Source organism: Photobacterium ganghwense, assembly GCF_017329545.1.
Classification (GTDB): Bacteria; Pseudomonadota; Gammaproteobacteria; order Enterobacterales; family Vibrionaceae; genus Photobacterium; species Photobacterium ganghwense.
The window spans coordinates 81,464-100,883 of the sequence record NZ_CP071325.1; the positions used below are offsets into that span (position 1 = coordinate 81,464).

Here is a 19,420-nt window from a genome sequence, read left to right on the forward strand (position 1 = left end):
CATGGCAGAAAAGTTTGATGTGGTAATTATTGGGGCAGGGGCTGCCGGGCTGATGTGTGCCGCCGAAGCCGGTAAGCGCGGGCGCTCGGTACTGGTGGTGGATCACGGTAAAAAGCCGGGGCGAAAAATCCTGATCTCCGGAGGTGGACGCTGCAACTTTACCAATTACGACGTGGCGGCGAACAACTATGTCTGTCGCAATCCCCACTTTGTGAAATCGGCGTTGTCGCAATACACCCAGTGGGATTTCATCGCCATGGTGGCCAAACATGATATCGCCTATGAAGAACGCGATCATGGCCAGTTGTTCTGCGAAGACTCGGCCAAAGACATTGTGAAGATGCTGCTGGCGGAATGCGACCTGCCGACAGTACAGCAGCGTTACCAGATAGATGTGCACCATATCGAGAAAACGGAGACCGGCTTTCGCCTGATGCTGAATACCGAAGCGGTAGAGTGCCAGTCACTGGTGATCGCCACTGGCGGTCTGTCGATGCCTAAGCTGGGTGCTACACCGTTTGGCTACCAGGTGGCAGAGCAGTTCGGCCTGAACATGGTGCCGACCACTGCCGGCCTGGTGCCGTTTACCCTGCATAAAGAAGACAAAGAAGCCTTTGCCGAACTGTCCGGCATCGCTGTTCCGGTGGTCGTGGAGGCCGAAAACGGCACCACGTTCCGTGAAAACCTGCTGTTTACCCACCGTGGTTTATCCGGGCCGGTGATCCTGCAGATATCGTCTTACTGGCTGCCGGGCCAGAAGGTCACGATCGACCTGCTGCCGGATTTGGACGTGGCTGAGACCCTGACCGCCATGCGTGACAAGCACCCGAACCAGAGCCTGAAAAACTCGCTGTCCCGTCTGTTGCCCAAACGCCTGATTGAAGCTTTGATTGAGCGAGGAGATCTGACGGATAAGCCGCTGAAACAGCTGAACTCGAAGGAGCTGGCGGCGCTGGTGAGCTATTTCCATCAGTGGGCGATCGCACCGAACGGCACCGAAGGGTACCGCACCGCCGAGGTGACGCTGGGCGGGGTCGACACTGACGGGCTGTCTTCCAAAACCATGGAAGCCAAGCAGGTGCCGGGGCTGTATTTTGTCGGTGAGGTGATGGATGTGTCCGGCTGGCTGGGCGGTTATAACTTCCAGTGGGCCTGGAGTTCCGGTTTTGTTGCCGGGCAGCACGTTTAACCATTCAGCACATTTCACTAATGACTTCCGATGGGTGGAGTAACACCGCTAGATTAAGTGTGGTTTGCCCCTCATGATCTGTGCCATTAAGAACCTGAGTGCCTCAGACTGGACGTCCCCGAAAGTGCAAAAACTCTTATAGAGTGGACGTCGCCTAGAACTTTAGTTGCCTAGAGTTTTAGTTGCTTAGAGTGCGTTGCCTGGGATTCAAGCCGCTGATGCCGCCACATGGCACAGCGGCTTTTTTACATCATGTGTTTAGTTGACATTATGTGCCTAGGCGCATTCGGCGAAGGCTGCTCACCGGGCTGTCGGGCTGAAATTCAGCAAAAATCAGAGAGATTTAGATTTCTTTCCTCAGGATTTAGATATAAATCCCTATAATTCATCCGGCTTTTTCGGGCAACCTGGCCCTTATGAACTGGAGTATGTCTACTGATGAAAAAACGCGTTTACCAGGCTGTCGCCTTATCCATTCTGGCGACCACACTGACTGGCTGTATTGGCCAGATGGGTACCTCGCAGCTGGTGACCAAAGCTAACCTGAGTGCGGTGGATAACCGTTATGGCCGTGCGGGTCTGTTTGTTCTGCTGAGCCCGGTATACGGGATTGCCGCAACCGCGGACCTGTTTATCTTCAACACAGTGGAATTCTGGACCGGCAAAAACCCGATTACCGGTAAATCCCCGGCGGTGGCGGATACCCCGGTGAATGCGATTTTCAAGGTCAATAGTCAGCTGGATTCTTCTCTTACCACGGTGCCACTGGCCAGCGTGCAGAACAGCGATATTGAAGCGGCGCAGTTCCGTCAGCTTGACGATCATACGCTGGAAATGCACGTCGCTTACCGCAATGGTGAGCAAGCGACGTTGCGTGGTGAGCGTAATGGCGAGAAGGTCGACTTCTACCTGGATGATGCCTTTATCACCGCCGTCGGCATTGACGAGCTGGCGCAGTACGCGCGCAATCAGGCCTGAGTCCACCTTGATTGGCAGGCTGACGCCTGCCGGGATAATCAGCCCTAACTGAACCTGACAAAACCGGGAGCCGCTGTGCTCCCGGTTTTTTGTATCGGCGGACAGGAACGACGGACAGAGCCAGATAGGCGCAGCTGACACGCGTTGTGGTGATCCGTGCCGTTCAGGTCTCTGTGGGACGTAATCCCTGCCACAGCAACTGGAATGCCCAGTGCTGATAGTCGGGATCGGTGGCCAGCTCAGGTTGATCGACAAACAGCCGGGCAGTCGACAGAAAGTGGTGATGGCAGAAGTTGAGCAGCAATGGCAACGGCACCGGTGCCAGCATACCCTGCTGTTGGGCGTCGGTGAGCAGTTCGGCCAGAAACGGCATGGTTTCGAGCATCAGGGCATGGTGGCGGGCCATCGAATAGGCCGGGTCATGGCTGAGCTGCTGCATCAGGCAGAGCTGGCGCGGGTGCAACTTGGCCCAGTTCAGAGAGCGCTGCCAGCACTGCTGCAGTTGGTCGGCTGCCGTGCCTGTCAGCGGGGTGGCTGTGAGAGCCTGCGCCAGGTTGGTTTTGGCATCGAGGTACAGCTGATCCACTAGGGCTTGCTTGGTGGCAAAGTGATGGAATAGGGTGCCGTTGGCGACCCCGGCGGCTTTGGCAATGCTGGCAGTGCTGGTGGCCTGAATGCCCTGAGCGACAAACAAGCTCAGGGCGGTATCCAGCAGGTTCGCCAGACGCCGGGGGCGGGCCGGTGACGATACGTGGTTCATCCCTTCCTCCTCGCTAGCGCAGGAAAAAGGCGAGCAGCAGTTTTTGCCACCAGCGGCCATAGGGTGGTTTGATCAGCCCGGTGGTGTGGAACTTGCCTTGGGTCAGCACCGTTTTAGCTTTCGACAGGGTCAGGAACCCTTCCTGACCGTGGTAATGCCCCATACCGGATGGCCCGATCCCGCCAAATGGCGCATCGTCTGCAGCCACATGCAAAATGGTTTCGTTAATGGCCATGCCACCGGAGTGGGTGTGCCGGCTGACAGTTTGCTGGGTGGTCGGATCCAGACTCATCAGGTACAGCGCCAGTGGTCGGGGGCGCTGGCGGATATAGTCGAGGGCCTGGTCGATATCCTCGTAGGGGATGACCGGCAGCAGCGGGCCGAAGATCTCTTCCTGCATCAGCGTGGCGCTCTCAGGCACTTTGGTCAGCAGGTGAGGGATCAGGCGATGGCGGCTGTCATCTCTGGCCTGTGCGTGGCAGGCGTGCACTTCGGCACCCAGCGCGGCGGCTTCGTCCAGCCAGTGGCACAGGCGCTGATACTGGCGCTCGTTCACAACGGAGGCGAAATGCGGGTTGGTGGTCCCTCCCGGGTAACGACGGTTGAATTCGGCGGTAAAGGCGTCGATAAACGCGTCTTCCTGGCCGCGCGGCAGCAACACATAGTCCGGGGCGACACAAATTTGCCCGGCGTTCATGCATTTGCCGAACAGCAGGCGTTCGACTGCCAACGCCATGGGCATATCCGGCGCGATCAGTACCGGCGATTTGCCACCCAGTTCGAGGGTGACCGGGGTCAAATTGGCCGCTGCGGCCTGCATTACGTGGTGCCCGACCGTGGTGGAGCCGGTAAACAGCAGGTGGTCGAACGGCAGGCGGGTGAAGTGCGCCGCGGCATCGGCTTCTCCTTCAAACACCGCAACCTGATCCGGGGCAAAAACACCTGCCAGCAAGGTGCGCAGGACCCGGTTGGTGGCCGGGGTAAACTCGCTCAGCTTGATCATGGCCCGGTTACCGGCGGCGATGGCGGTGATGAGCGGGCCCAGGCTCAGCATCACGGGGAAGTTCCACGGCACCACAATGCCGACCACCCCGAGTGGCTGGTACTGCACCTCGACATTGGCCGGAGCCAGCAACAGCCCGGCATGACGTCGCGAGGGTTTCATCCAGCGCTTGAGGTGCTTGACGGTGTAATTAATTTGGTTGATGCACGGCAGGATGTCGGCTACCAGAGTGTCCTGCGGATGGCGCTGGCCGTAGTCGGTATTCAGGGCATCGCACAATGCGTGGCGGTGCTGCTTGATGGCATTTTTCAGGACCCGCAATTGTGCCCTGCGTTGCGCCAGCTCAGGCATCGGGTTGGCGTGGTATGCCGCCTGTTGTGTTGCCAGGGTGGTGTCCATTTCCCGGCAAAGGGCCGGTTGCAGGTGCAGGGTTTCTGCCGCGGTCATGTCGTCGCCTCCGTCTGAATACTTAAAAACCGACTAATCAGTCGGTTTTTAAGTATAGAAGAAGCGGTCAGGATTTGTTGTGAGCGGGCGGCTTTTTCTGATGGCCGCTCTGTTCGGCGTGGAAAATGTCGATAAAGGTCGCGAAATATTCCTGCAACCGGTCGGCATCCGGGGCAAATCCCAGTTCTTGCAGCACGGCAATACCAGCTTCGCAGGTACACAAGTTACCGGGCTGCTGATTACGACGCAGCGCATAGGCTGAGTCAGCCTGAGGGACCAGTGCCAGGCGAGGCAGGGCCGCCAGCCACGGGCTGCGGCGCACCATCTTGCGGGCTTCCTGCCAGGTTGCATCGAGAATAATGATCAGCGGGGTTTTGCCGGGCTGGGCCTGAAAAGGGGAAGCCGGGGTGGTGTCATCACCGGGAAATAGCAGCCATGGCTGGTAGCGTGGATCGGCTATCTGCTCGAGCAGAGCTTGCGGCGGATTTACCCGGTCCCAGATCAAACGCTGGCAATCGGGCAGTGTACGTGTCATCAGTTGGCCGGTATTGGTGGTTTTGCCCAGTTCATTAGGGTGGGTCAGCAGCACAAACGGTACGGTGCAGCCCAGGGTTGGTTCAGCATGGCAAATGCAGTTAAAACGCAGTCCGCAGCGGGGACAGGCAGTCGGGTGGGTCATCAGCGAGGTCTTCCGGGCTTTCAGGTGTGCCGAGTGTGGCACACCTGAGAGCGGAAGCAAAGGTGGTGTCAGTGTGCAGGGTTATTGCGGTGCGGGCTGCTTACGCAGAGTCAGGCCGCTGTCACCGAGGAAGTAGGTTTCCCCATTGATGGTCTCCTCGTTTGCGGAAAGTTGTTCGCCGTCGCGTACAAATACCCGCTCGCTGATCAGGCGGCGGCCCTGGTACTGGGCCATGGTGACCTTCACTTTGCCTTCACCGGCCTGCTGCCAGAAGCCGCGCTCCTGCAGGCCCGGCTCACCGCTCGGGTAAGTGTAACGGGTGACGGCCGAATGGTCCGGCTTCAGCTCCAGTGTGGTGGTCAGGGTCGGTTTCTCTCCCAGATACGTGGTGCCCTGATAAGTGCCGCTCCAGGTGAGGGTCACATCGCGGGCACCGAGGGTCGCACACCCCTGATACTTGCGGCCTTTCCAGCTCAGGGTGGACTGCCAGCCATACAGGCTGTCGCTCATGGTGTCATTGCACTGGGCCTGATTCATGGTCAGTTTGCTGTCGGTGCCCTGATAAACCTGATGTCCAGAACGGATATCCCGGCTGGTGATCGCTTGCTGCTCGGTGGCCTGTCCCGGTTGGGTCAGGCTGATGCGATCGGCCTGAACCTCGGCCATCCAGAACGGCTCGTTGCCAAAGGCGCGGGTGGTCTGCGGCCGTTGCTGGCAGCCGTCTGCCACTTCGGCGGACAGCAGGTTGAGTTGTTTCACCACAAATCGGGCATCAAAATCGGCTTCCCGGCCTTCATCGGCTGCCGGCTCCAGATAACCAATAAACTCACCATACAGCGGCGGCTGGCCATAACGGGAGGCCAGGGCGTCAGCGGCCGGCAGGTTTTTGTCCGGCAGGGTCAGCCAGTACTGCTGCTGGCTGTTACATGGCTGGATATAGCGATTGTCCGCACTCAGCACCACTTGCCCCCGTAGCATGAAGGCCTGCACCTGCGCCGGAGTCTGTACCTCGGTGTCCGGTGTGGTGTCGGCTGGCTCTTCAGGCTTGTCCGGGCTACCGGCACAACCGGCCAGCAGGGCGGTCAGCAGAAGTGATGGGGCAAAGGCATTGGCTGGACGTATCATCGGGTTCCCTCGTTGTGATAGGCTGGGCGTGAGTCAATTTACAAAAAAAGAGTATCAGGATGGCGTATTGGTTATTTAAGACAGAGCCGGACACTTTTTCCATAGACACCCTGAAACAACAGAAAGTTTCCTGCTGGGAAGGGGTACGTAATTACCAGGCCCGAAATATGATGCGCGATGAGATAAAAGTCGGCGATCAGGTCTTTATCTATCACTCATCGTGCAAGGATGTCGGGGTGGTCGGTATCGCGACGGTGATCCGGGAAGCGTATCCGGACCATTTCCAGTTTGACCCTGAAAGTCCGTACTTTGATCCTAAGTCAGCGCCCGAAAACCCGCGTTGGGTGATGGTCGATATTGAATACCAGCGTCACCTGCGGCTGGTGTCACTCAAGCGGATGAAAGCCAATCCGGCCCTGGCGGAACTGCCTTTGGTACAGCGCGGCAGCCGCCTGAGCATTATGCCGGTGACGGATGTCCAGTGGCACGAAATCTTGCAGATGACCGGGCAGTTTTAAGACGCGCGCCTGGTTTTTGGGGATGCGTCAGCGTCTGCCTTGGTTTCAATCTCAGGTTTACTTGCATCCTCGGGCTGAGGTGCGAATCCCAGGGACAAAAAAGCTGCCTCTCAGTGGGCAGCTTTGTTCATGGTCGTTATGCATTAGCAGGTCAGCAAGGCTGGTTGAGTAACACCAGCGCATGACTGACCTGAGTTCGCCAGCGAAGACCTATTTGATCAGCAGTTCAGCCAGATAGTGGGCTACGGCCTCGTCATCACAGGCTCCGATGATGTCATGCTCCGGCAGGGCACGCTTCACTTTCTCATGCGCGGTGCCCATGATCAGCCCTTTACCGGCCATACTCAGCATTTCAATGTCGTTCATGCCGTCACCAAACGCGATGCAGTCTGCCAGCGTGTGGCCCTTTTCTTTGGCGACCGCTTCCAGCGCGTGACCTTTTGACACTTTAGCATCCATGATTTCCAGACACCAAGGGGTCGAAAACGCCACGTTTACGCGCTCGCCAAACAGGTCATTGAAGGTGTTTTCCCACTCGACCAGTTTGTCGTGATCGCGATCGTCACGGGTGAAGAAGATCTTTGCCAGCCCCTGGAGCGGTGGGTTATCGACATCAAACAGCTTGTAGCTGAAGGTGTCGTGGAATTTCTTCAATTCCTCGTCTTCGACGTTCAGCAGCCAGTCATCGTTGCGGTACAGGTGGATTTTCAGCGCCGGATCCTGTTTCGCCAGAGCGATGATGTCGCTGGCCACGTCTTCGGCCACGTCTTGTTTGAAGATAACCTCACCCTGGCAGTTGTGCACCCGGGCGCCGTTGGAGGTGATCATGTATGCCGGAATGCCCAGCTGCTCACGCATCCCGGCAACATCGATGTGGTGGCGGCCGGTGGCAAAGATGAAATCCTTCCCGAGCTGGTGCAGCTGGTTCAGGGTGGCTTTGGTAAATGGCGCAATCTTGTGATCCGGGGTCAGCAGGGTGCCGTCGAGATCAGAAGCAATAATCTTGTACATGAAACCTCTCGTGGTCAAAACCGCGGGCCAAAACCTCAGGTTTTGGGGAAACTGGTTGGATTTTAAACCAGTTCGCCCCAGAGAAAAGAGGTTAATTTATGCCGGGGAGATTTCCGCTTTCCGAAAATGGCTGATCGCAGCGGCCAGCACCGGCTGGCGGTACTTGTCAGATTCAAACAACAGCTCATGGCGGGCACCGTGGATCACTTTCAGTTCGCAGTCCCGGCTGGCACGGTGCATGGCCTCGCAAAAGCGGCCGTGGGCACGGTTATCAATGATGGTGTCATCGCTGGCCTGCAGCAGCAGAACCGGGGCGGTGATATTGCCGGCCTCGAACATGCAGCGTTTGGCTGCTGCCATCCCCTGCCAGACCCAGCGCGCACTCGGCCCGCCCAGGCGCAGTTCCTGCCTGTGTTCATAAAGGTCCCGGAACCATTGGTAACGTACTTCACTCTGGCACAGCGCGTTATCAGCAAAAGGTTTCGGATAGTAAGGCAGCTGTCCCGGCGCGTAGTCCGGCTGGCGTTTGATGTGCTCGACCATACGCGCCAGCGGTGAGGCGATCGGGCGCATCCAGTTTTTGAGGTGAATGCCGTGCATCGGCGCGCTCAGCACCGCGCTATCGACCACGTCGGGGTGCCGGGCAAGATACAGGCTGGCAATGGTGCCGCCCATGGAATGGGCCAGCATGAAATGTTGCTGATAGCCACGCGGCAGGATGACCTGCTGGATGAAGGTGTCGAGATCGGCGACATAGTCGTCAAAGTGTTCGACGTGACCCAGTTGGGTGTCTTCCGTCAGGCGATCGGACACGCCCTGGCCTCGGTGATCGAGGGCAAACACATCGTAGCCCTGACGGACCAGATCGTAGAACACTTCCTGATATTTCCAGTAGCTTTCTACCCGGCCGTTGACCACGATGATCGCTTTGTCGGCGTTGTGCCCGGTCAGGGCGGCCCAGCCGATATTCAGCTCGGCAGCACCCTGAAACATGCCTTCCTGGCGTTGCTGCCACAACTCGGCAACAGGTCCGGCCATCGTGGCCGCAAAATGGGATTCCTGGGAAAAATCGAAATACAACGGTGGCTTGCTTGTCATGTGCCTTCTCGTTTGTCCGCAATTGACTCCAGTATAACGGATTGTCCGACCAGCCTGTACTTGGTATCAGTTGCTTCCTGCCCGCATCACCTGTTAATTTGTAGTACTTTTCATCCATTCCTGCGCGGCGGCCGCTAAGGCCGGAGTGCCCATATTTGTCAGGAGTCTTAACGTGAGTGTCGATATCTGGTTGGCCTACCTCGCAACGGCCATAGTGTTCAGTCTGGCCCCGGGTTCCGGGACGGTCAATTCGATCAGCAACGGGATGGTGTACGGCTGGCGTAAGTCACTGGCCTCGATCCTGGGCCTGCAAATCGGACTCAGCGTGCATATTGCTCTGGTTGGAGTGGGTCTCGGGGCGTTGCTGGCACAGTCGGCGACCGCGTTCACGGCGATTAAATGGGTCGGTGCGGCGTACCTGGTCTGGCTCGGTATTCAGAAGTGGCGGGATCGTAGTTCCATGGCGGTCACTACCGGCCATGAGCATGTGACCAGTGGGCAACTGTGCCGACAGGCGATTTTGGTGAACCTGACCAACCCGAAAACCGTGGTGTTTCTGGTGGCGTTGTTCCCGCAGTTTCTGGTGCCGACTGAGCCACAGGGACCGCAGTTGCTGGTGCTGGGCATAACCACGGTGCTGGTGGATATGGTGGTGATGCTGACATATGTCACCCTGGCCTCGCGCCTGGCTGGTTACATTCGTTCTGACCGGGTGATGGCAACCCTGAACCGGGTGTTCGGCTCGATGTTTATCGGCTGCGGTGCTCTGCTGGCCACCGCCAAAGCTTGAGCAAGGCACGGGTAATAGGGGACTGACTTGAGAGCCGGGGATGGTGGTATACTCCACGGCTTTGTCGATCCAGAGCGTCGGAGGCACGCCCCGCTACCATGTACTCTTATGTTGCCCGTCAGCCTATCTTTAACCGCCAGCAGAAAACGGCTGGCTATGAGCTGTTGTTTCGCGACGGGGAAAGCAATGCATTTCCCGATATTGAAGAGAACAACGCGACCTGCCGCCTGCTGGTGGAAAACTTTCTGTCCGGTCATTCCAGCCTGGCCGCACTGGGCCAGCGTTGTTTTATCAATTTTCCGCAAAAGAGCCTGCTGCGCCTGCAGCCGTTGATGCTGCCGAAAAAGCAGGTGGTGATTGAGGTACTGGAAAGCTGCGAGCCGAATGATCAACTGCTGGAGGCTATTCGCCAGCTCAGCCAACAGGGCTACCTGATCGCCTTGGATGATTTTGACCTGGATCCCCGCTGGCAGCGCTTTTTTCCGTATGTGCATATTCTCAAACTCGATCTGATGAAAATCGGGGTCGAGGCGGCCTGCGCGTACCTTGCCGACCATCGTCACCACAAGCTGATGTTCCTGGCGGAAAAAGTCGAAACCCATGAAGAGTTCATGCAGACCTATGAAGCCGGTTTCCATTTCTTTCAGGGCTACTATTTCAGTCGGCCGGAGCTGGTGAAACAGCGCCTGATCAAACCTGAGCGAATGGTGACCCTGCGGCTGTTGCAGGAAGTGTGTCGCCCGCAGATTGATGTCGATCGGGTGGAGCAGATTGTCGCCTCGGATGTGTCCCTGTCTTATTTGCTGCTGCGCTTTGTCAACACTGCCGAGCGACGTACCACCGTGCCGATCAATGGGTTTCGGCAGGCGTTGATCTATCTGGGCGAAGAGCGACTTAAGGTGTTTGTGAGCGTGGTGGCGACCGCGCGGGCTGCCCGGCACAAACCCAGTGAGTTGTATGCGTTATCGCTGCAACGGGCGAAGATGTGTGAGCTGCTGGCCGCCGAGGGTGAGGGGCCGATTGATAGCCGGATCGCCTTTATGACCGGGCTGCTTTCCCTGCTGGACGGGCTGCTGGATCAGCCGCTGGCAACACTGCTGCAACAGTTACCGCTGGAAGCTGCGGTGACAACCGCGTTGCTGGCACGACAGGGGAAGTTGGGGATATTGCTGGAACTGGTCACGGCGTATGAGCGTGCCGACTGGGACAGCGTCCGGCATGCCAGCCAGACTCTGGCTCTGAGTGCCGAGCGGATCGGGGACAGTTATCAGCAGGCGGTGAGCTGGGCGGAAAGTTATCTCGCGGCTCTGCCGGGCTAAGTGTTTGCCGCCACTGTCGCCGAGCGAGGGCAGATAAAGTCATGGTGCTAAACAGCAATAAGCCGGGCAATGCCCGGCTTATTTCATCATGGTGTATCAGTCGCTACCCAGTAGCGGCCTGTTAGCCACCGATGTTGTAGTAGGTGGCAGCACCCGGGCCTACCGGGATACCCAGAATGAATACCCACACGTAGAACATCAGGCTCCAACCCACGATGAATACCATCGAGTATGGCAGCATGGTCGCGATCAGCGTACCCAGACCCAGATTCTTCTGGTAACGGGTCGCGACGGCCAGGATCATCCCGAAGTAGCTCATCATCGGTGTGATGATGTTCGTCACTGAGTCACCGATACGGTATGCCGCCTGAATGGTTTCCGGCGCGTAGCCAACCAGCATCAGCATCGGGACAAAAATCGGCGCTGTTACCGCCCACTGTGCAGACGCTGAACCAATCATCAGGTTGATAAAGCCACACATCAGGATGAAGGCGAAGAACAGCATCGGGCCTGTCAGACCGATTGATTGCAGCATATCTGCACCGGCAACCGCAAACACCTGGCCGAAGTTCGTCCACTTAAAGAAGGCAACGAACTGCGCGGCAAAGAACACCAGCACAATGTACATGCCCATGGTGGACATCGACTTGGACATTGCATTGATCACATCGCGGTCACTGTTCATGGTGCCCACGACTTTACCGTACACGAAACCCGGAATGGCGAAGAACACGAAGATAAACGCCACAATACCTTTCAGGAACGGTGAACCTGAAATCAGACCGGTTTCCGGGTTACGCAGGATACCGTCTGCCGGCACGATGGTCAGAGCCAGCAGCGCAGATACTACCAGGGCAGCCAGACCCGCGGCTTTCAGAGCTTTCTTCTCCAGCGCGGTCAGTTTACCCATTTTGTCCTGGTCCAGATCATCACTGGCGTCTTCCGGGTTGTATTTGCCCAGCTTCGGCTCAACGATTTTCTCTGTCACGAACGCACCCATGATAGTGATGGCGAACGTTGACGCGAACATGAAGTACCAGTTCACCTCAGGACCGACCGTGTAGGTCGGGTCGATCATTTGTGCTGCGGTTTCAGTAATGCCTGACAGCAGCGGGTCAACGGTACCCAGCAGCAGGTTGGCACTGTAACCACCTGACACACCGGCAAAAGCCGCCGCCAGACCAGCCAGCGGATGACGGCCCAGAGAATGGAACAGCATGGCTGCCAGTGGAATCAATACCACATAGCCCAGCTCAGACGCGGTATTGGAAATAATACCAGCGAAGACCACCACCAGTGTCACCATGCGGCGTGATGCACCCATCACCAGGCCACGCATTGCGGCAGACAGCAGACCGGAATATTCAGCAATCGCGACACCCAGCATCGCAACCAGCACGGTGCCCAGCGGGGCAAAGCCGGTAAAGTTAGCGACCAGGTTGGCGACGATTTTCTGCAGGCCTTCAGCGTTAAGCAGGCTCACGACATGAATGACGCCATCCGCGGCACGTCCTGGCGCCCCTTCCGGGCGAGGATCGGCAACCGACATTTCAAAATAACCGGCGATACCGGAAGCAACCAGAATTGCGACACAAAATAGAGCGAAAAGGGTAATAGGGTGTGGCAACAGGTTACCCAGCCACTCGACGGTGTCGAGGAAACGAGTAAACCACGTTTTTTTAGGTTTTTGCATTTGATGTGAAGCAGACGTGTGCATCACTACCTCCATTTATCATTGAACCCATCAATGGGTATACCTCTCTCACGGGTCGGGGAGGTTACGCTATTGTTAATGCAACAAACAAGAAATAATTGTGTCCAAATGTGTCAGTTGCTGTTTTTTTGTCTATATAAAGTTAAATTTTTGATATTTTATCCTTATTTTATAAATTCAGTTTGCCTTCGCAATGTCCAGCCCCTATGAATTCGGTTGTTTATTGGCCGGATGTTAACCTTTTTCAAGTCCCTAACATTTCAGTGCCTTAGAGACAGTGGTACTTTATGGGTGTGTCATAGTTCACATCTTTCAACATTTTTTCATACTGAACAGTTTTCATTTAACGCCCTGCTAACATATTTCCGGCTGTTTTCCCGGCAAGATAGAGAGCAAAGGCACATCGGTAGGAAAAAACCACGTGGTCGGCGGCAGGAATTTGCGCTCAGGTGCTGGGATATCGACAGCGGTGATTGACTGGGGTGTGACTGCTATAGTCAAAACACATGGCCGCAATAACTGGTCGTGACCATTGCGGTGACGAGGAGGAGTGGGTGAGGGAAAAAATTCGGTTTTTTGATGTATTGCGCTGCGTTGCCGCACTCGCCGTGGTGGCGATTCATGTTCTGGGGCCTTATCGCGAGCAACTGGGAGAGATTGCCGACAGCGCGTGGATGACCGCCATCACCGTCAACAGTTTCAGTCGCTGGGCTGTGCCCGTCTTTATTATGATTACTGGCGCGCTGATGCTCAGTGATACCCGACCATTTGAGCTCTCTTATTATGTGCGGCGACGGCTGGGCAAGGTCCTGCTGCCGTTTCTGGTCTGGTCGGTCTTTTACGCGCTATTGTCTGGGCTGACGTTCGATGGGTATGACAGTGTTGTTGCATGGGATACCCTCAAAGCGCTGCCGGTTCATGAAACTTACTACCATCTGGGCTTCTTCTATTACTTTATTCCGCTGTATTTTGTGGTGCCCTTTTTCCGCTACCTGGTCCAGCATAATGACCGCCTGGCCGTGATTGCGATGACCAGTCTGTGGCTGGGTATTACTGCGTTGTTTTTGTTTAAGATTGACGGGCCGTGGAGCCAGGAGCTGGTGCTTTACAGCGGGTATTTGCTGCTGGGGTACTGCCTGTTTCAGTACCGTTGGCCGCCGGTAGGATGGTTAGTGGTGCTGGGGTGCGTTGCTCTGGTGCTCACGGCTTACATGGTGATCAGCCACAGTTTTGCCAATGGGGAATATACGGTGGGGCGTTGGCTGTCGTATAAAACCCTCAACACGGCGTTGATTGCTGCCATGGTGTTTGCCTTGGGACGGCTGGTTGCGGAGCGGATGAGTGAAGGCTGGCTGGATCGGATAGCGTTTATGAGCCGGTACAGTCTCGGTATCTATTTGTTGCATCCGATCTTTCTGTGGCCGGTCAGGGCGTATGACTGGTACTTTTTCCCGCCGGTGATCATGATTCCCCTGCTGACACTGATCATCACTGCACTGGCGCTGGCGGCGAGCTGGTTGCTGGCCCGCAGTCCGAAAACGGCTTGGCTGGTCCCTTAGGGGACAGCCAGGGCAGGGCATCCCATCATGGCATGGCGGTAAAAACCGAATCAGGGACTCAGTCGCGCTGTAACGTAAAATGCAGAAAAGTCAGCCCTTTATAGGTCATGGTACCGCGGTCTCCGGGATTGAGGGCATGATAGTAATGCACGCCAACCATGAATTCCCGCTTGGGGCCGCCTTGGGTCGGCTGAACGTAAATCCAGTATTCTTCCTGCTCGTCTCCGGGCTGGGCACCAATGATCGGCACACTCTGCTTATCCAGTACGGTGACTTCAATGCTGCGCTCCGGGGCGTGGGCGCCGAGCGTATGGCGGCGGTACGACAAAATGAAATAGCCGACGGCGATGATCAGCAGGGCAATTAGGCCCACAATGACCGAAACAGGCATCCAGAATCTCCATGATAGCGGTGGGATATCCTGCATTATTCCCGATGTTGTCGTAGGCGAGTATGGCATGGCGGGCAAAGCGTGATCCGCGCCGAAATGTTCATGGCATCAGGCTGTTGGGGAAGGTGTTTGGAAACCTGTGATCCCAAGCTCGCGGGGGAAGAAAACGCGCCCGCCAGGCTTTGTTTTACCGCCAACTCGCGGTAAGTTAAAGCCAGACAGTAAGAGGAAGTGTCTCATATGGCAAATATAGAGTTAGTAGTGACGCGCTCACGGCGAATCGAGCGGTTGCTGCGTGAGCATTATCATGCGGAAGGGAAAGGGCTGCATCAGCTGATTAACAGCTGTGAAGAACGCTTGCCGCATGAAATTGTGCCCAAGCTGCGCTTTATTGCCTCGGTTCGCAATAAGACCGTACATGAAGATGGTTATCAGCTGGATGATAAAAAAGGATTTATCGCGGCGTGCAAGGCGTGTGAAAAAGAGTTGACGCCTCGCAGCGGGCGCTTTGTCTGGAGCGTTGCAGTGTTACTGGTGTTAGGGGTGACGGCGCTGGCGTTGTGGTTCTATTCATTGCATTGGCATCATATTGATTTGACGCCGTGATGGTTGATGATCGGCTTGCGTGATGAGGCAAGCTTGTACAGCGACAGAGCAAGGCTCTGCCTCCGGTTCAAATAAAAAAAGGTGCCTTCAGGCACCTTTTTTTATGAAAATTTTCTGCTTAATAAATCACAGGCAGCGTCATTAAACCGACAACCACTGCGATCATCATAAGGCCTTGTTTTTGAGAAGAGGTGAACATGGTAAGGCTCCTTTTTGCTGCTAAGTGAATTTGTATGACTTAGATTAACATCCATTTTATCGATTTCACAAGTGAAATTGTCATATTGTTGTCATAAAAATAATTTATGTAGCCAGGCTTTGGTCTTTATTTGCTAACAAAACGGTGTGTTTTAAGGTGTTTAAAAAACAAACCAAGTGAGGGTGGTGTTTTTAAACTAATATAAGCAATTGATTTTAATTGGGTTGTTGTTTGTTTTTTACCGTATGCTGACAGGTTGAATGGGCTTTTTATTAAAAACGTCAGGATATGGCAGCTAGGTTTGTCAGGGCTGGGTTAGCGATCTTAATTTTAAGCTTTGTGAGAAAAGTTGAAGCTGGAAAGGTAGACGCTGTATGTATTCTCGCATCTTTGCCAGTAAATTATGCTGGCTAATGGCAACAGGGGAGAGTTTGTCAGGTTAACGTTAGCTGAGCGTGCCTGAGAGACTTTTCTTTGGAGGTTTTTTCTTAACAATATGAAAATAATAGAAATTATATTTGATTTTGATGTGTATGGACACTGTTCAAAAGTCCATTTCTCGGTGATGAAAAATCGTTAACACGTCGCGAATTGTTGCAAACAACAGGCAAACGTTTGCTAATTCAGCTTGTTATCAAATGGCAAGAAAATGAAAAAAGATGTCCAGTAAGAAGTGTGATAAATATGATTCGGAGCTAGTTATTGACCCTCGCCGCTAGACAATCCCCTTTCAGCTCCTAAACTGTGCCATGCCGTTGACAGGCCCGATGATTTAAAAACATACAACTATAATGACGGTGACTTTATGTGGGTGTGGTTAGCCATTGCTCTTTCAGCGCTTGCGCACATTACTGCTTCATATTACGGCCCTCGCTGGCAGTTTTATTTGTTTAAGCCCTTCACTATTTGCTTGCTTGGCGTTGTAGCTTGGCAATCCGGCGACGGCAGTTTCTACCATGGTGCGATCATGGCCGGACTGATGCTGTCGCTGGTCGGGGATATCTTCCTGATGTTGCCCAAAGATCGCTTTGTGCCCGGTTTGCTCAGTTTTCTTCTGGCGCACTGTGTTTACGCGGCTGGCTTCTGGAGCCAGCTCGATGGCGGTATGGTGTGGTGGTTGCCCGCGATGCTGGCGGCTGCGGGTGTGATCGTGTTTCTGCTTTTACTGCCATCACTGGGTACCTTGATTGTGCCGGTTGCCGTCTATATCGCGGTGATTGTGATGATGAGCTGGGCGGCCGGGGAATACTGGCTGACAACGCGCAGTTTGCCGGCGATGCTGGCTTTGCTGGGGGCGTTGATCTTCATCTTTTCCGACATCTGCCTGGCCATCAACCGTTTTCGCGGCGAGTTCCGTTCGGCGACAACCATGGTGATGACCAGCTATTTTCTGGCGCAGTCGCTGTTTGTCGCGACCTTGATGGTCTGATCCTGCCTTCTCATCATCTATCCTCTTCTTAGCATCCTTTTCTTAGCAGCCTTGCCCGCTGGATGAGTTCATTCGGTGGGCAGGGCTGGTTGAATCAACGCGTCAGCTTGACCGGTCTGCTCTCGGTAGAGAGGAGGAAACGATGGACGACATCTGGTGTGAAGTGTACCGCGCGGCCAATGTCCTGGAGGCTCACAGCCTGAAAGGGATGCTGGAAAGTTCGCGTATTCCGGTCCGGTTGCAGGGCGAAAGCCTGAGCGCCGCGGCCGGAGAGCTGCCGGCCGATGTGCTGGAAGTGGGCATTTGGGTGCCGCAGTCATGCCTGATCCCGGCTGCCCGTTTATTGTCTGCCTACGAACAGGCCGAGCAGCCCGGTTGGTGCTGCCCCAGGTGCGGCGAGCAAAACGGGGCTCAGTTCGAACTCTGCTGGCAGTGCGGGCACGACAGAGATGCCTGAGACGGATAAATCAAAAACATTCATTTAAAATGCAATTAATTGTTGTGGGTCAAACAGCCCTTGCTCACCCGGTTTTACAATCAGGCCAGTTCTTACTTTCGGGAGAGTTCCATGACCACCATTCATGCCCATGAAGTCCTGCATCTGTTGCTGGATACCGAGACACCTTACACCGAGGAAACCCTGGCTCAGACCGTGCGGAACAAATACGGTGCTGACGTGCGCTTTTACACCTGTAGCCAGCAGGATCTGACGCTGGATGCCTTACTGGCATTCTTGCTGGAACGCCGTAAGGTTCTGCGTGACGGGGAGTTTTTGACGGCCAACCGCGAGCGCATGTGCAATCACTGATCAGATAATTTTGTGAGTGAGGTGGCAAATTTATCGCCACCTTATTGTTCGTTTGTTATACTCTCCGTCCATCGTTCAGCTTTCTGGCTGATCGTTCTGCGTTCTCTTTATTTCTTTCATTAAACACGCTGTCTGAGGTCTGCTCTGTGGAAATTATTTCTGCGGCGGTGATGCTGTTTCTGATCATGGATCCGCTCGGTAACTTGCCGGTGATGTTGTCGATTTTGCGACACATCGACCCGAAAAGACGACGCTTCATCCTGATCCGTGAATTGCTAATTGCTCTGTTTATTTTGCTGCTGTTCCTGTTCGGGGGACAGAAGATGCTGAACTTTCTTCACGTCTCTACCGAGACGGTCAGTATCTCTGGCGGGATAATTCTGTTTTTGATCGCGATTCGGATGATCTTCCCGCAACCGGGTGGGGTCACCGGGCTGGCGGCGGGCGAAGAGCCGTTTATTGTGCCGATGGCAATTCCGATGATTGCCGGACCGTCGGTCCTGGCGTCGCTGCTGTTGCTGTCGAACCAGGAGCCGGGCCGAACCTTTGACTGGGTCATTGCCGTATTACTGGCCTGGGGAGCCTCGTTTATCATTCTGATGTTCTACGAGGTATTCAACCGGGTGCTGGGCGAGCGGGGGCTAAAAGCGGTCGAGCGCCTGATGGGCTTACTGCTGATTATGATTTCGACCCAGATGTTCCTGAACGGGATCCGCGAGTTTTTCACACTGTAAGCTCGTCTGAGCCGCGTACCGGACGGACAAAAAAAGCGAGGCGGCGGCCTCGCTTTTTTTATGCTTTTCGCCGTGTCAGATCACACGGAGCTCGCGCGTGCATGGTCACGAGGCGCTGACAAGCGGTAATCACATCATGTGCTTGCGGCGGATATCCAGCAGCGCAAAGATACCGAAGATGAGGATCGACCATTTTTCCCAGCGCGACATCGAGATTTTATCGCCGAACGCCCCGAGGAAAATCAGCATCTGCAGGCCATGCATCATCAGCAGGAAGCCAGTCATAATATAGAGGGCCATCGCGGCCACACCCGGGAACGGGTAAAAAATGTTCACCAGCAAAACCAGCCAGACGAAACCAATGGCAGCCTTTGCCAGTAAAATCAGTGCTTTCATGCTTCCTCTCTCACAAATAAACGGTAACAGACCTGACCGGCCGTTTTTTCTCGGTGCAAATGCCAGTTTGTCGGAGTCGGCAGTTCACCCAGCTCTTTTTCTGCTTCAATATAAATCATGGCGTGGGGAGCCAGCCATTGTTGTTGCTCGAGCAGCGAAATGACGTCGCTCAGGAGATCTTTGCGAAATGGTGGGTCGATAAAGACCACATCGTACGGCGTTCCCGGCTGCTTGAGGTGGGTCAGGCTGTCGGTCTGCACCACTTTGGCATTGTCGGCGCCCAGTGACTGGCGGTTTTTCTCCAGTTGTTCGGCGGCTTTTTTATCCAGCTCCAGCATGGTGACCAGTTCGGCCCCGCGGGACAGGGCCTCGAAACTCAGGCTGCCGCTGCCGGTGAACAGATCCAGACAGCGGGCATCCGGGATATCCGGTGCCAGCCAGTTAAACACCGTTTCTTTGACACGATCGGTCGTCGGGCGCAGCCCCTCAACATTATGCACGGGGAGTTTCCGGCCCCGCCAGCGTCCGCTGATGATCCGCACGAAGCCATCGCGGCGGGAAGTGGGCGACTTTTGCCCTGATTGTTGTCTGCGTCTCGTCATAGATTTCTTCGACCGTTGAGAAAATGTTAGTATACCCAAACCCTTTCGCTGTGTGCGCGCAAACG

The 19,420-nt window shown here is 55.2% G+C and carries 21 protein-coding genes; 11 read left to right on the forward strand and 10 right to left on the reverse strand.

Annotated elements, in window-relative coordinates; translation table 11 throughout:
• Position 1: 1 nt before the first annotated feature.
• Together FH974_RS00375 and FH974_RS00380 are read left to right on the forward strand one after the other, a co-directional pair.
• Positions 2–1,189: a BaiN/RdsA family NAD(P)/FAD-dependent oxidoreductase gene (locus FH974_RS00375; protein ID WP_047887291.1), complete on the forward strand. Its 1,188-nt coding sequence runs from the start codon at positions 2–4 to the stop codon at positions 1,187–1,189.
• Positions 1,190–1,627: 438 nt separating this feature from the next.
• On the forward strand, positions 1,628–2,167 hold the full coding sequence (locus FH974_RS00380) for a DUF3332 domain-containing protein (protein WP_047887290.1): 540 nt from the start codon (positions 1,628–1,630) through the stop codon (positions 2,165–2,167).
• Between the two features lie 163 nt (positions 2,168–2,330).
• On the opposite strand, the gene FH974_RS00385 is transcribed toward FH974_RS00380, so the two are convergent.
• The 4 genes from FH974_RS00385 to FH974_RS00400 all read right to left on the reverse strand — a co-directional run bounded on the left by FH974_RS00385 (position 2,331) and on the right by FH974_RS00400 (position 6,181).
• Positions 2,331–2,927, reverse strand: a complete 597-nt coding sequence (locus FH974_RS00385; RefSeq protein WP_047887289.1) for a TetR/AcrR family transcriptional regulator — start codon at positions 2,925–2,927, stop codon at positions 2,331–2,333.
• Between the two features lie 13 nt (positions 2,928–2,940).
• On the reverse strand, positions 2,941–4,377 hold the full coding sequence (locus FH974_RS00390) for a coniferyl aldehyde dehydrogenase (RefSeq protein ID WP_047887288.1): 1,437 nt from the start codon (positions 4,375–4,377) through the stop codon (positions 2,941–2,943).
• A gap of 67 nt (positions 4,378–4,444) precedes the next feature.
• Positions 4,445–5,056 carry a tRNA-uridine aminocarboxypropyltransferase gene (locus FH974_RS00395; RefSeq protein WP_047887287.1) on the reverse strand — a complete coding sequence of 204 codons (612 nt, stop codon included), beginning with the start codon at positions 5,054–5,056 and terminating at the stop codon, positions 4,445–4,447.
• Positions 5,057–5,137: 81 nt separating this feature from the next.
• Positions 5,138–6,181 (reverse strand): membrane protein, encoded by a 1,044-nt coding sequence (locus FH974_RS00400; RefSeq protein WP_047887286.1) that lies wholly within the window; start codon positions 6,179–6,181, stop codon positions 5,138–5,140.
• A 59-nt stretch (positions 6,182–6,240) separates the two neighbouring features.
• Between FH974_RS00400 and FH974_RS00405 the strand changes: the two genes are divergently transcribed.
• Positions 6,241–6,699: an EVE domain-containing protein gene (locus tag FH974_RS00405; protein ID WP_047887285.1), complete on the forward strand. Its 459-nt coding sequence runs from the start codon at positions 6,241–6,243 to the stop codon at positions 6,697–6,699.
• Positions 6,700–6,909: 210 nt separating this feature from the next.
• Here FH974_RS00405 and FH974_RS00410 read toward each other — a convergent pair whose 3' ends face one another.
• Together FH974_RS00410 and FH974_RS00415 are read right to left on the reverse strand one after the other, a co-directional pair.
• A complete protein-coding gene (locus FH974_RS00410) occupies positions 6,910–7,710 on the reverse strand; it encodes a Cof-type HAD-IIB family hydrolase (RefSeq protein WP_047887284.1) in 801 nt (266 codons plus the stop codon).
• A gap of 96 nt (positions 7,711–7,806) precedes the next feature.
• Positions 7,807–8,808 carry an alpha/beta fold hydrolase gene (locus FH974_RS00415; protein ID WP_047887283.1) on the reverse strand — a complete coding sequence of 334 codons (1,002 nt, stop codon included), beginning with the start codon at positions 8,806–8,808 and terminating at the stop codon, positions 7,807–7,809.
• A 172-nt stretch (positions 8,809–8,980) separates the two neighbouring features.
• Between FH974_RS00415 and rhtB the strand changes: the two genes are divergently transcribed.
• On the forward strand, positions 8,981–9,598 hold the full coding sequence (gene rhtB / locus FH974_RS00420; protein ID WP_047887282.1) for a homoserine/homoserine lactone efflux protein: 618 nt from the start codon (positions 8,981–8,983) through the stop codon (positions 9,596–9,598).
• Between the two features lie 98 nt (positions 9,599–9,696).
• Entirely contained in the window at positions 9,697–10,917 is a 1,221-nt protein-coding gene (locus FH974_RS00425; RefSeq protein WP_047887281.1) for an EAL and HDOD domain-containing protein, read from the forward strand.
• A 121-nt stretch (positions 10,918–11,038) separates the two neighbouring features.
• Here FH974_RS00425 and FH974_RS00430 read toward each other — a convergent pair whose 3' ends face one another.
• Positions 11,039–12,634, reverse strand: a complete 1,596-nt coding sequence (locus FH974_RS00430; protein ID WP_047887280.1) for an AbgT family transporter — start codon at positions 12,632–12,634, stop codon at positions 11,039–11,041.
• Positions 12,635–13,185: 551 nt separating this feature from the next.
• Here FH974_RS00430 and FH974_RS00435 point away from each other — a divergent pair.
• Positions 13,186–14,190: an acyltransferase gene (locus FH974_RS00435; RefSeq protein WP_047887279.1), complete on the forward strand. Its 1,005-nt coding sequence runs from the start codon at positions 13,186–13,188 to the stop codon at positions 14,188–14,190.
• Positions 14,191–14,248: 58 nt separating this feature from the next.
• Here the strand turns inward: FH974_RS00435 and FH974_RS00440 are convergent, their stop codons facing one another.
• Positions 14,249–14,581, reverse strand: a complete 333-nt coding sequence (locus tag FH974_RS00440; protein ID WP_047887278.1) for a DUF2500 domain-containing protein — start codon at positions 14,579–14,581, stop codon at positions 14,249–14,251.
• Positions 14,582–14,821: 240 nt separating this feature from the next.
• On the opposite strand from FH974_RS00440, the gene FH974_RS00445 reads away from it, so the two are divergent.
• The 5 genes from FH974_RS00445 (at position 14,822) to FH974_RS00465 (ending at position 18,357) form a co-directional block, all read left to right on the forward strand.
• Positions 14,822–15,187: a hypothetical protein gene (locus FH974_RS00445; RefSeq protein ID WP_047887277.1), complete on the forward strand. Its 366-nt coding sequence runs from the start codon at positions 14,822–14,824 to the stop codon at positions 15,185–15,187.
• Between the two features lie 1,004 nt (positions 15,188–16,191).
• Positions 16,192–16,815 carry a lysoplasmalogenase gene (locus tag FH974_RS00450; protein WP_047887276.1) on the forward strand — a complete coding sequence of 208 codons (624 nt, stop codon included), beginning with the start codon at positions 16,192–16,194 and terminating at the stop codon, positions 16,813–16,815.
• 142 nt (positions 16,816–16,957) lie between these two features.
• A complete protein-coding gene (locus FH974_RS00455) occupies positions 16,958–17,272 on the forward strand; it encodes a putative signal transducing protein (RefSeq protein ID WP_047887275.1) in 315 nt (104 codons plus the stop codon).
• Between the two features lie 111 nt (positions 17,273–17,383).
• On the forward strand, positions 17,384–17,623 hold the full coding sequence (locus FH974_RS00460) for a YecH family metal-binding protein (RefSeq protein ID WP_047887274.1): 240 nt from the start codon (positions 17,384–17,386) through the stop codon (positions 17,621–17,623).
• 146 nt (positions 17,624–17,769) lie between these two features.
• On the forward strand, positions 17,770–18,357 hold the full coding sequence (locus FH974_RS00465; RefSeq protein ID WP_047887273.1) for a YhgN family NAAT transporter: 588 nt from the start codon (positions 17,770–17,772) through the stop codon (positions 18,355–18,357).
• Positions 18,358–18,486: 129 nt separating this feature from the next.
• Here FH974_RS00465 and FH974_RS00470 read toward each other — a convergent pair whose 3' ends face one another.
• Together FH974_RS00470 and rsmD are read right to left on the reverse strand one after the other, a co-directional pair.
• Positions 18,487–18,753 (reverse strand): DUF1145 domain-containing protein, encoded by a 267-nt coding sequence (locus tag FH974_RS00470; protein WP_047887272.1) that lies wholly within the window; start codon positions 18,751–18,753, stop codon positions 18,487–18,489.
• Positions 18,750–19,355: a 16S rRNA (guanine(966)-N(2))-methyltransferase RsmD gene (gene rsmD, locus FH974_RS00475; RefSeq protein ID WP_047887271.1), complete on the reverse strand. Its 606-nt coding sequence runs from the start codon at positions 19,353–19,355 to the stop codon at positions 18,750–18,752. The genes FH974_RS00470 and rsmD overlap by 4 nt, the downstream gene beginning before the upstream one ends.
• Between the last annotated feature and the right edge of the window lie 65 nt (positions 19,356–19,420).

Coding starts and splice junctions, on each gene's coding strand:
- FH974_RS00375 (WP_047887291.1), top strand. CDS start 2: ATGGCAGAAAAGTTTGATGTGGTAATTATTGGGGCAGGGGCTGCCGGG.
- FH974_RS00380 (WP_047887290.1), top strand. CDS start 1,628: ATGAAAAAACGCGTTTACCAGGCTGTCGCCTTATCCATTCTGGCGACC.
- FH974_RS00385 (WP_047887289.1), bottom strand. CDS start 2,927: ATGAACCACGTATCGTCACCGGCCCGCCCCCGGCGTCTGGCGAACCTG.
- FH974_RS00390 (WP_047887288.1), bottom strand. CDS start 4,377: ATGACCGCGGCAGAAACCCTGCACCTGCAACCGGCCCTTTGCCGGGAA.
- FH974_RS00395 (WP_047887287.1), bottom strand. CDS start 5,056: ATGACCCACCCGACTGCCTGTCCCCGCTGCGGACTGCGTTTTAACTGC.
- FH974_RS00400 (WP_047887286.1), bottom strand. CDS start 6,181: ATGATACGTCCAGCCAATGCCTTTGCCCCATCACTTCTGCTGACCGCC.
- FH974_RS00405 (WP_047887285.1), top strand. CDS start 6,241: ATGGCGTATTGGTTATTTAAGACAGAGCCGGACACTTTTTCCATAGAC.
- FH974_RS00410 (WP_047887284.1), bottom strand. CDS start 7,710: ATGTACAAGATTATTGCTTCTGATCTCGACGGCACCCTGCTGACCCCG.
- FH974_RS00415 (WP_047887283.1), bottom strand. CDS start 8,808: ATGACAAGCAAGCCACCGTTGTATTTCGATTTTTCCCAGGAATCCCAT.
- FH974_RS00425 (WP_047887281.1), top strand. CDS start 9,697: ATGTACTCTTATGTTGCCCGTCAGCCTATCTTTAACCGCCAGCAGAAA.
- FH974_RS00430 (WP_047887280.1), bottom strand. CDS start 12,634: ATGCACACGTCTGCTTCACATCAAATGCAAAAACCTAAAAAAACGTGG.
- FH974_RS00440 (WP_047887278.1), bottom strand. CDS start 14,581: ATGCCTGTTTCGGTCATTGTGGGCCTAATTGCCCTGCTGATCATCGCC.
- FH974_RS00445 (WP_047887277.1), top strand. CDS start 14,822: ATGGCAAATATAGAGTTAGTAGTGACGCGCTCACGGCGAATCGAGCGG.
- FH974_RS00450 (WP_047887276.1), top strand. CDS start 16,192: ATGTGGGTGTGGTTAGCCATTGCTCTTTCAGCGCTTGCGCACATTACT.
- FH974_RS00455 (WP_047887275.1), top strand. CDS start 16,958: ATGGACGACATCTGGTGTGAAGTGTACCGCGCGGCCAATGTCCTGGAG.
- FH974_RS00460 (WP_047887274.1), top strand. CDS start 17,384: ATGACCACCATTCATGCCCATGAAGTCCTGCATCTGTTGCTGGATACC.
- FH974_RS00470 (WP_047887272.1), bottom strand. CDS start 18,753: ATGAAAGCACTGATTTTACTGGCAAAGGCTGCCATTGGTTTCGTCTGG.
- rsmD (WP_047887271.1), bottom strand. CDS start 19,355: ATGACGAGACGCAGACAACAATCAGGGCAAAAGTCGCCCACTTCCCGC.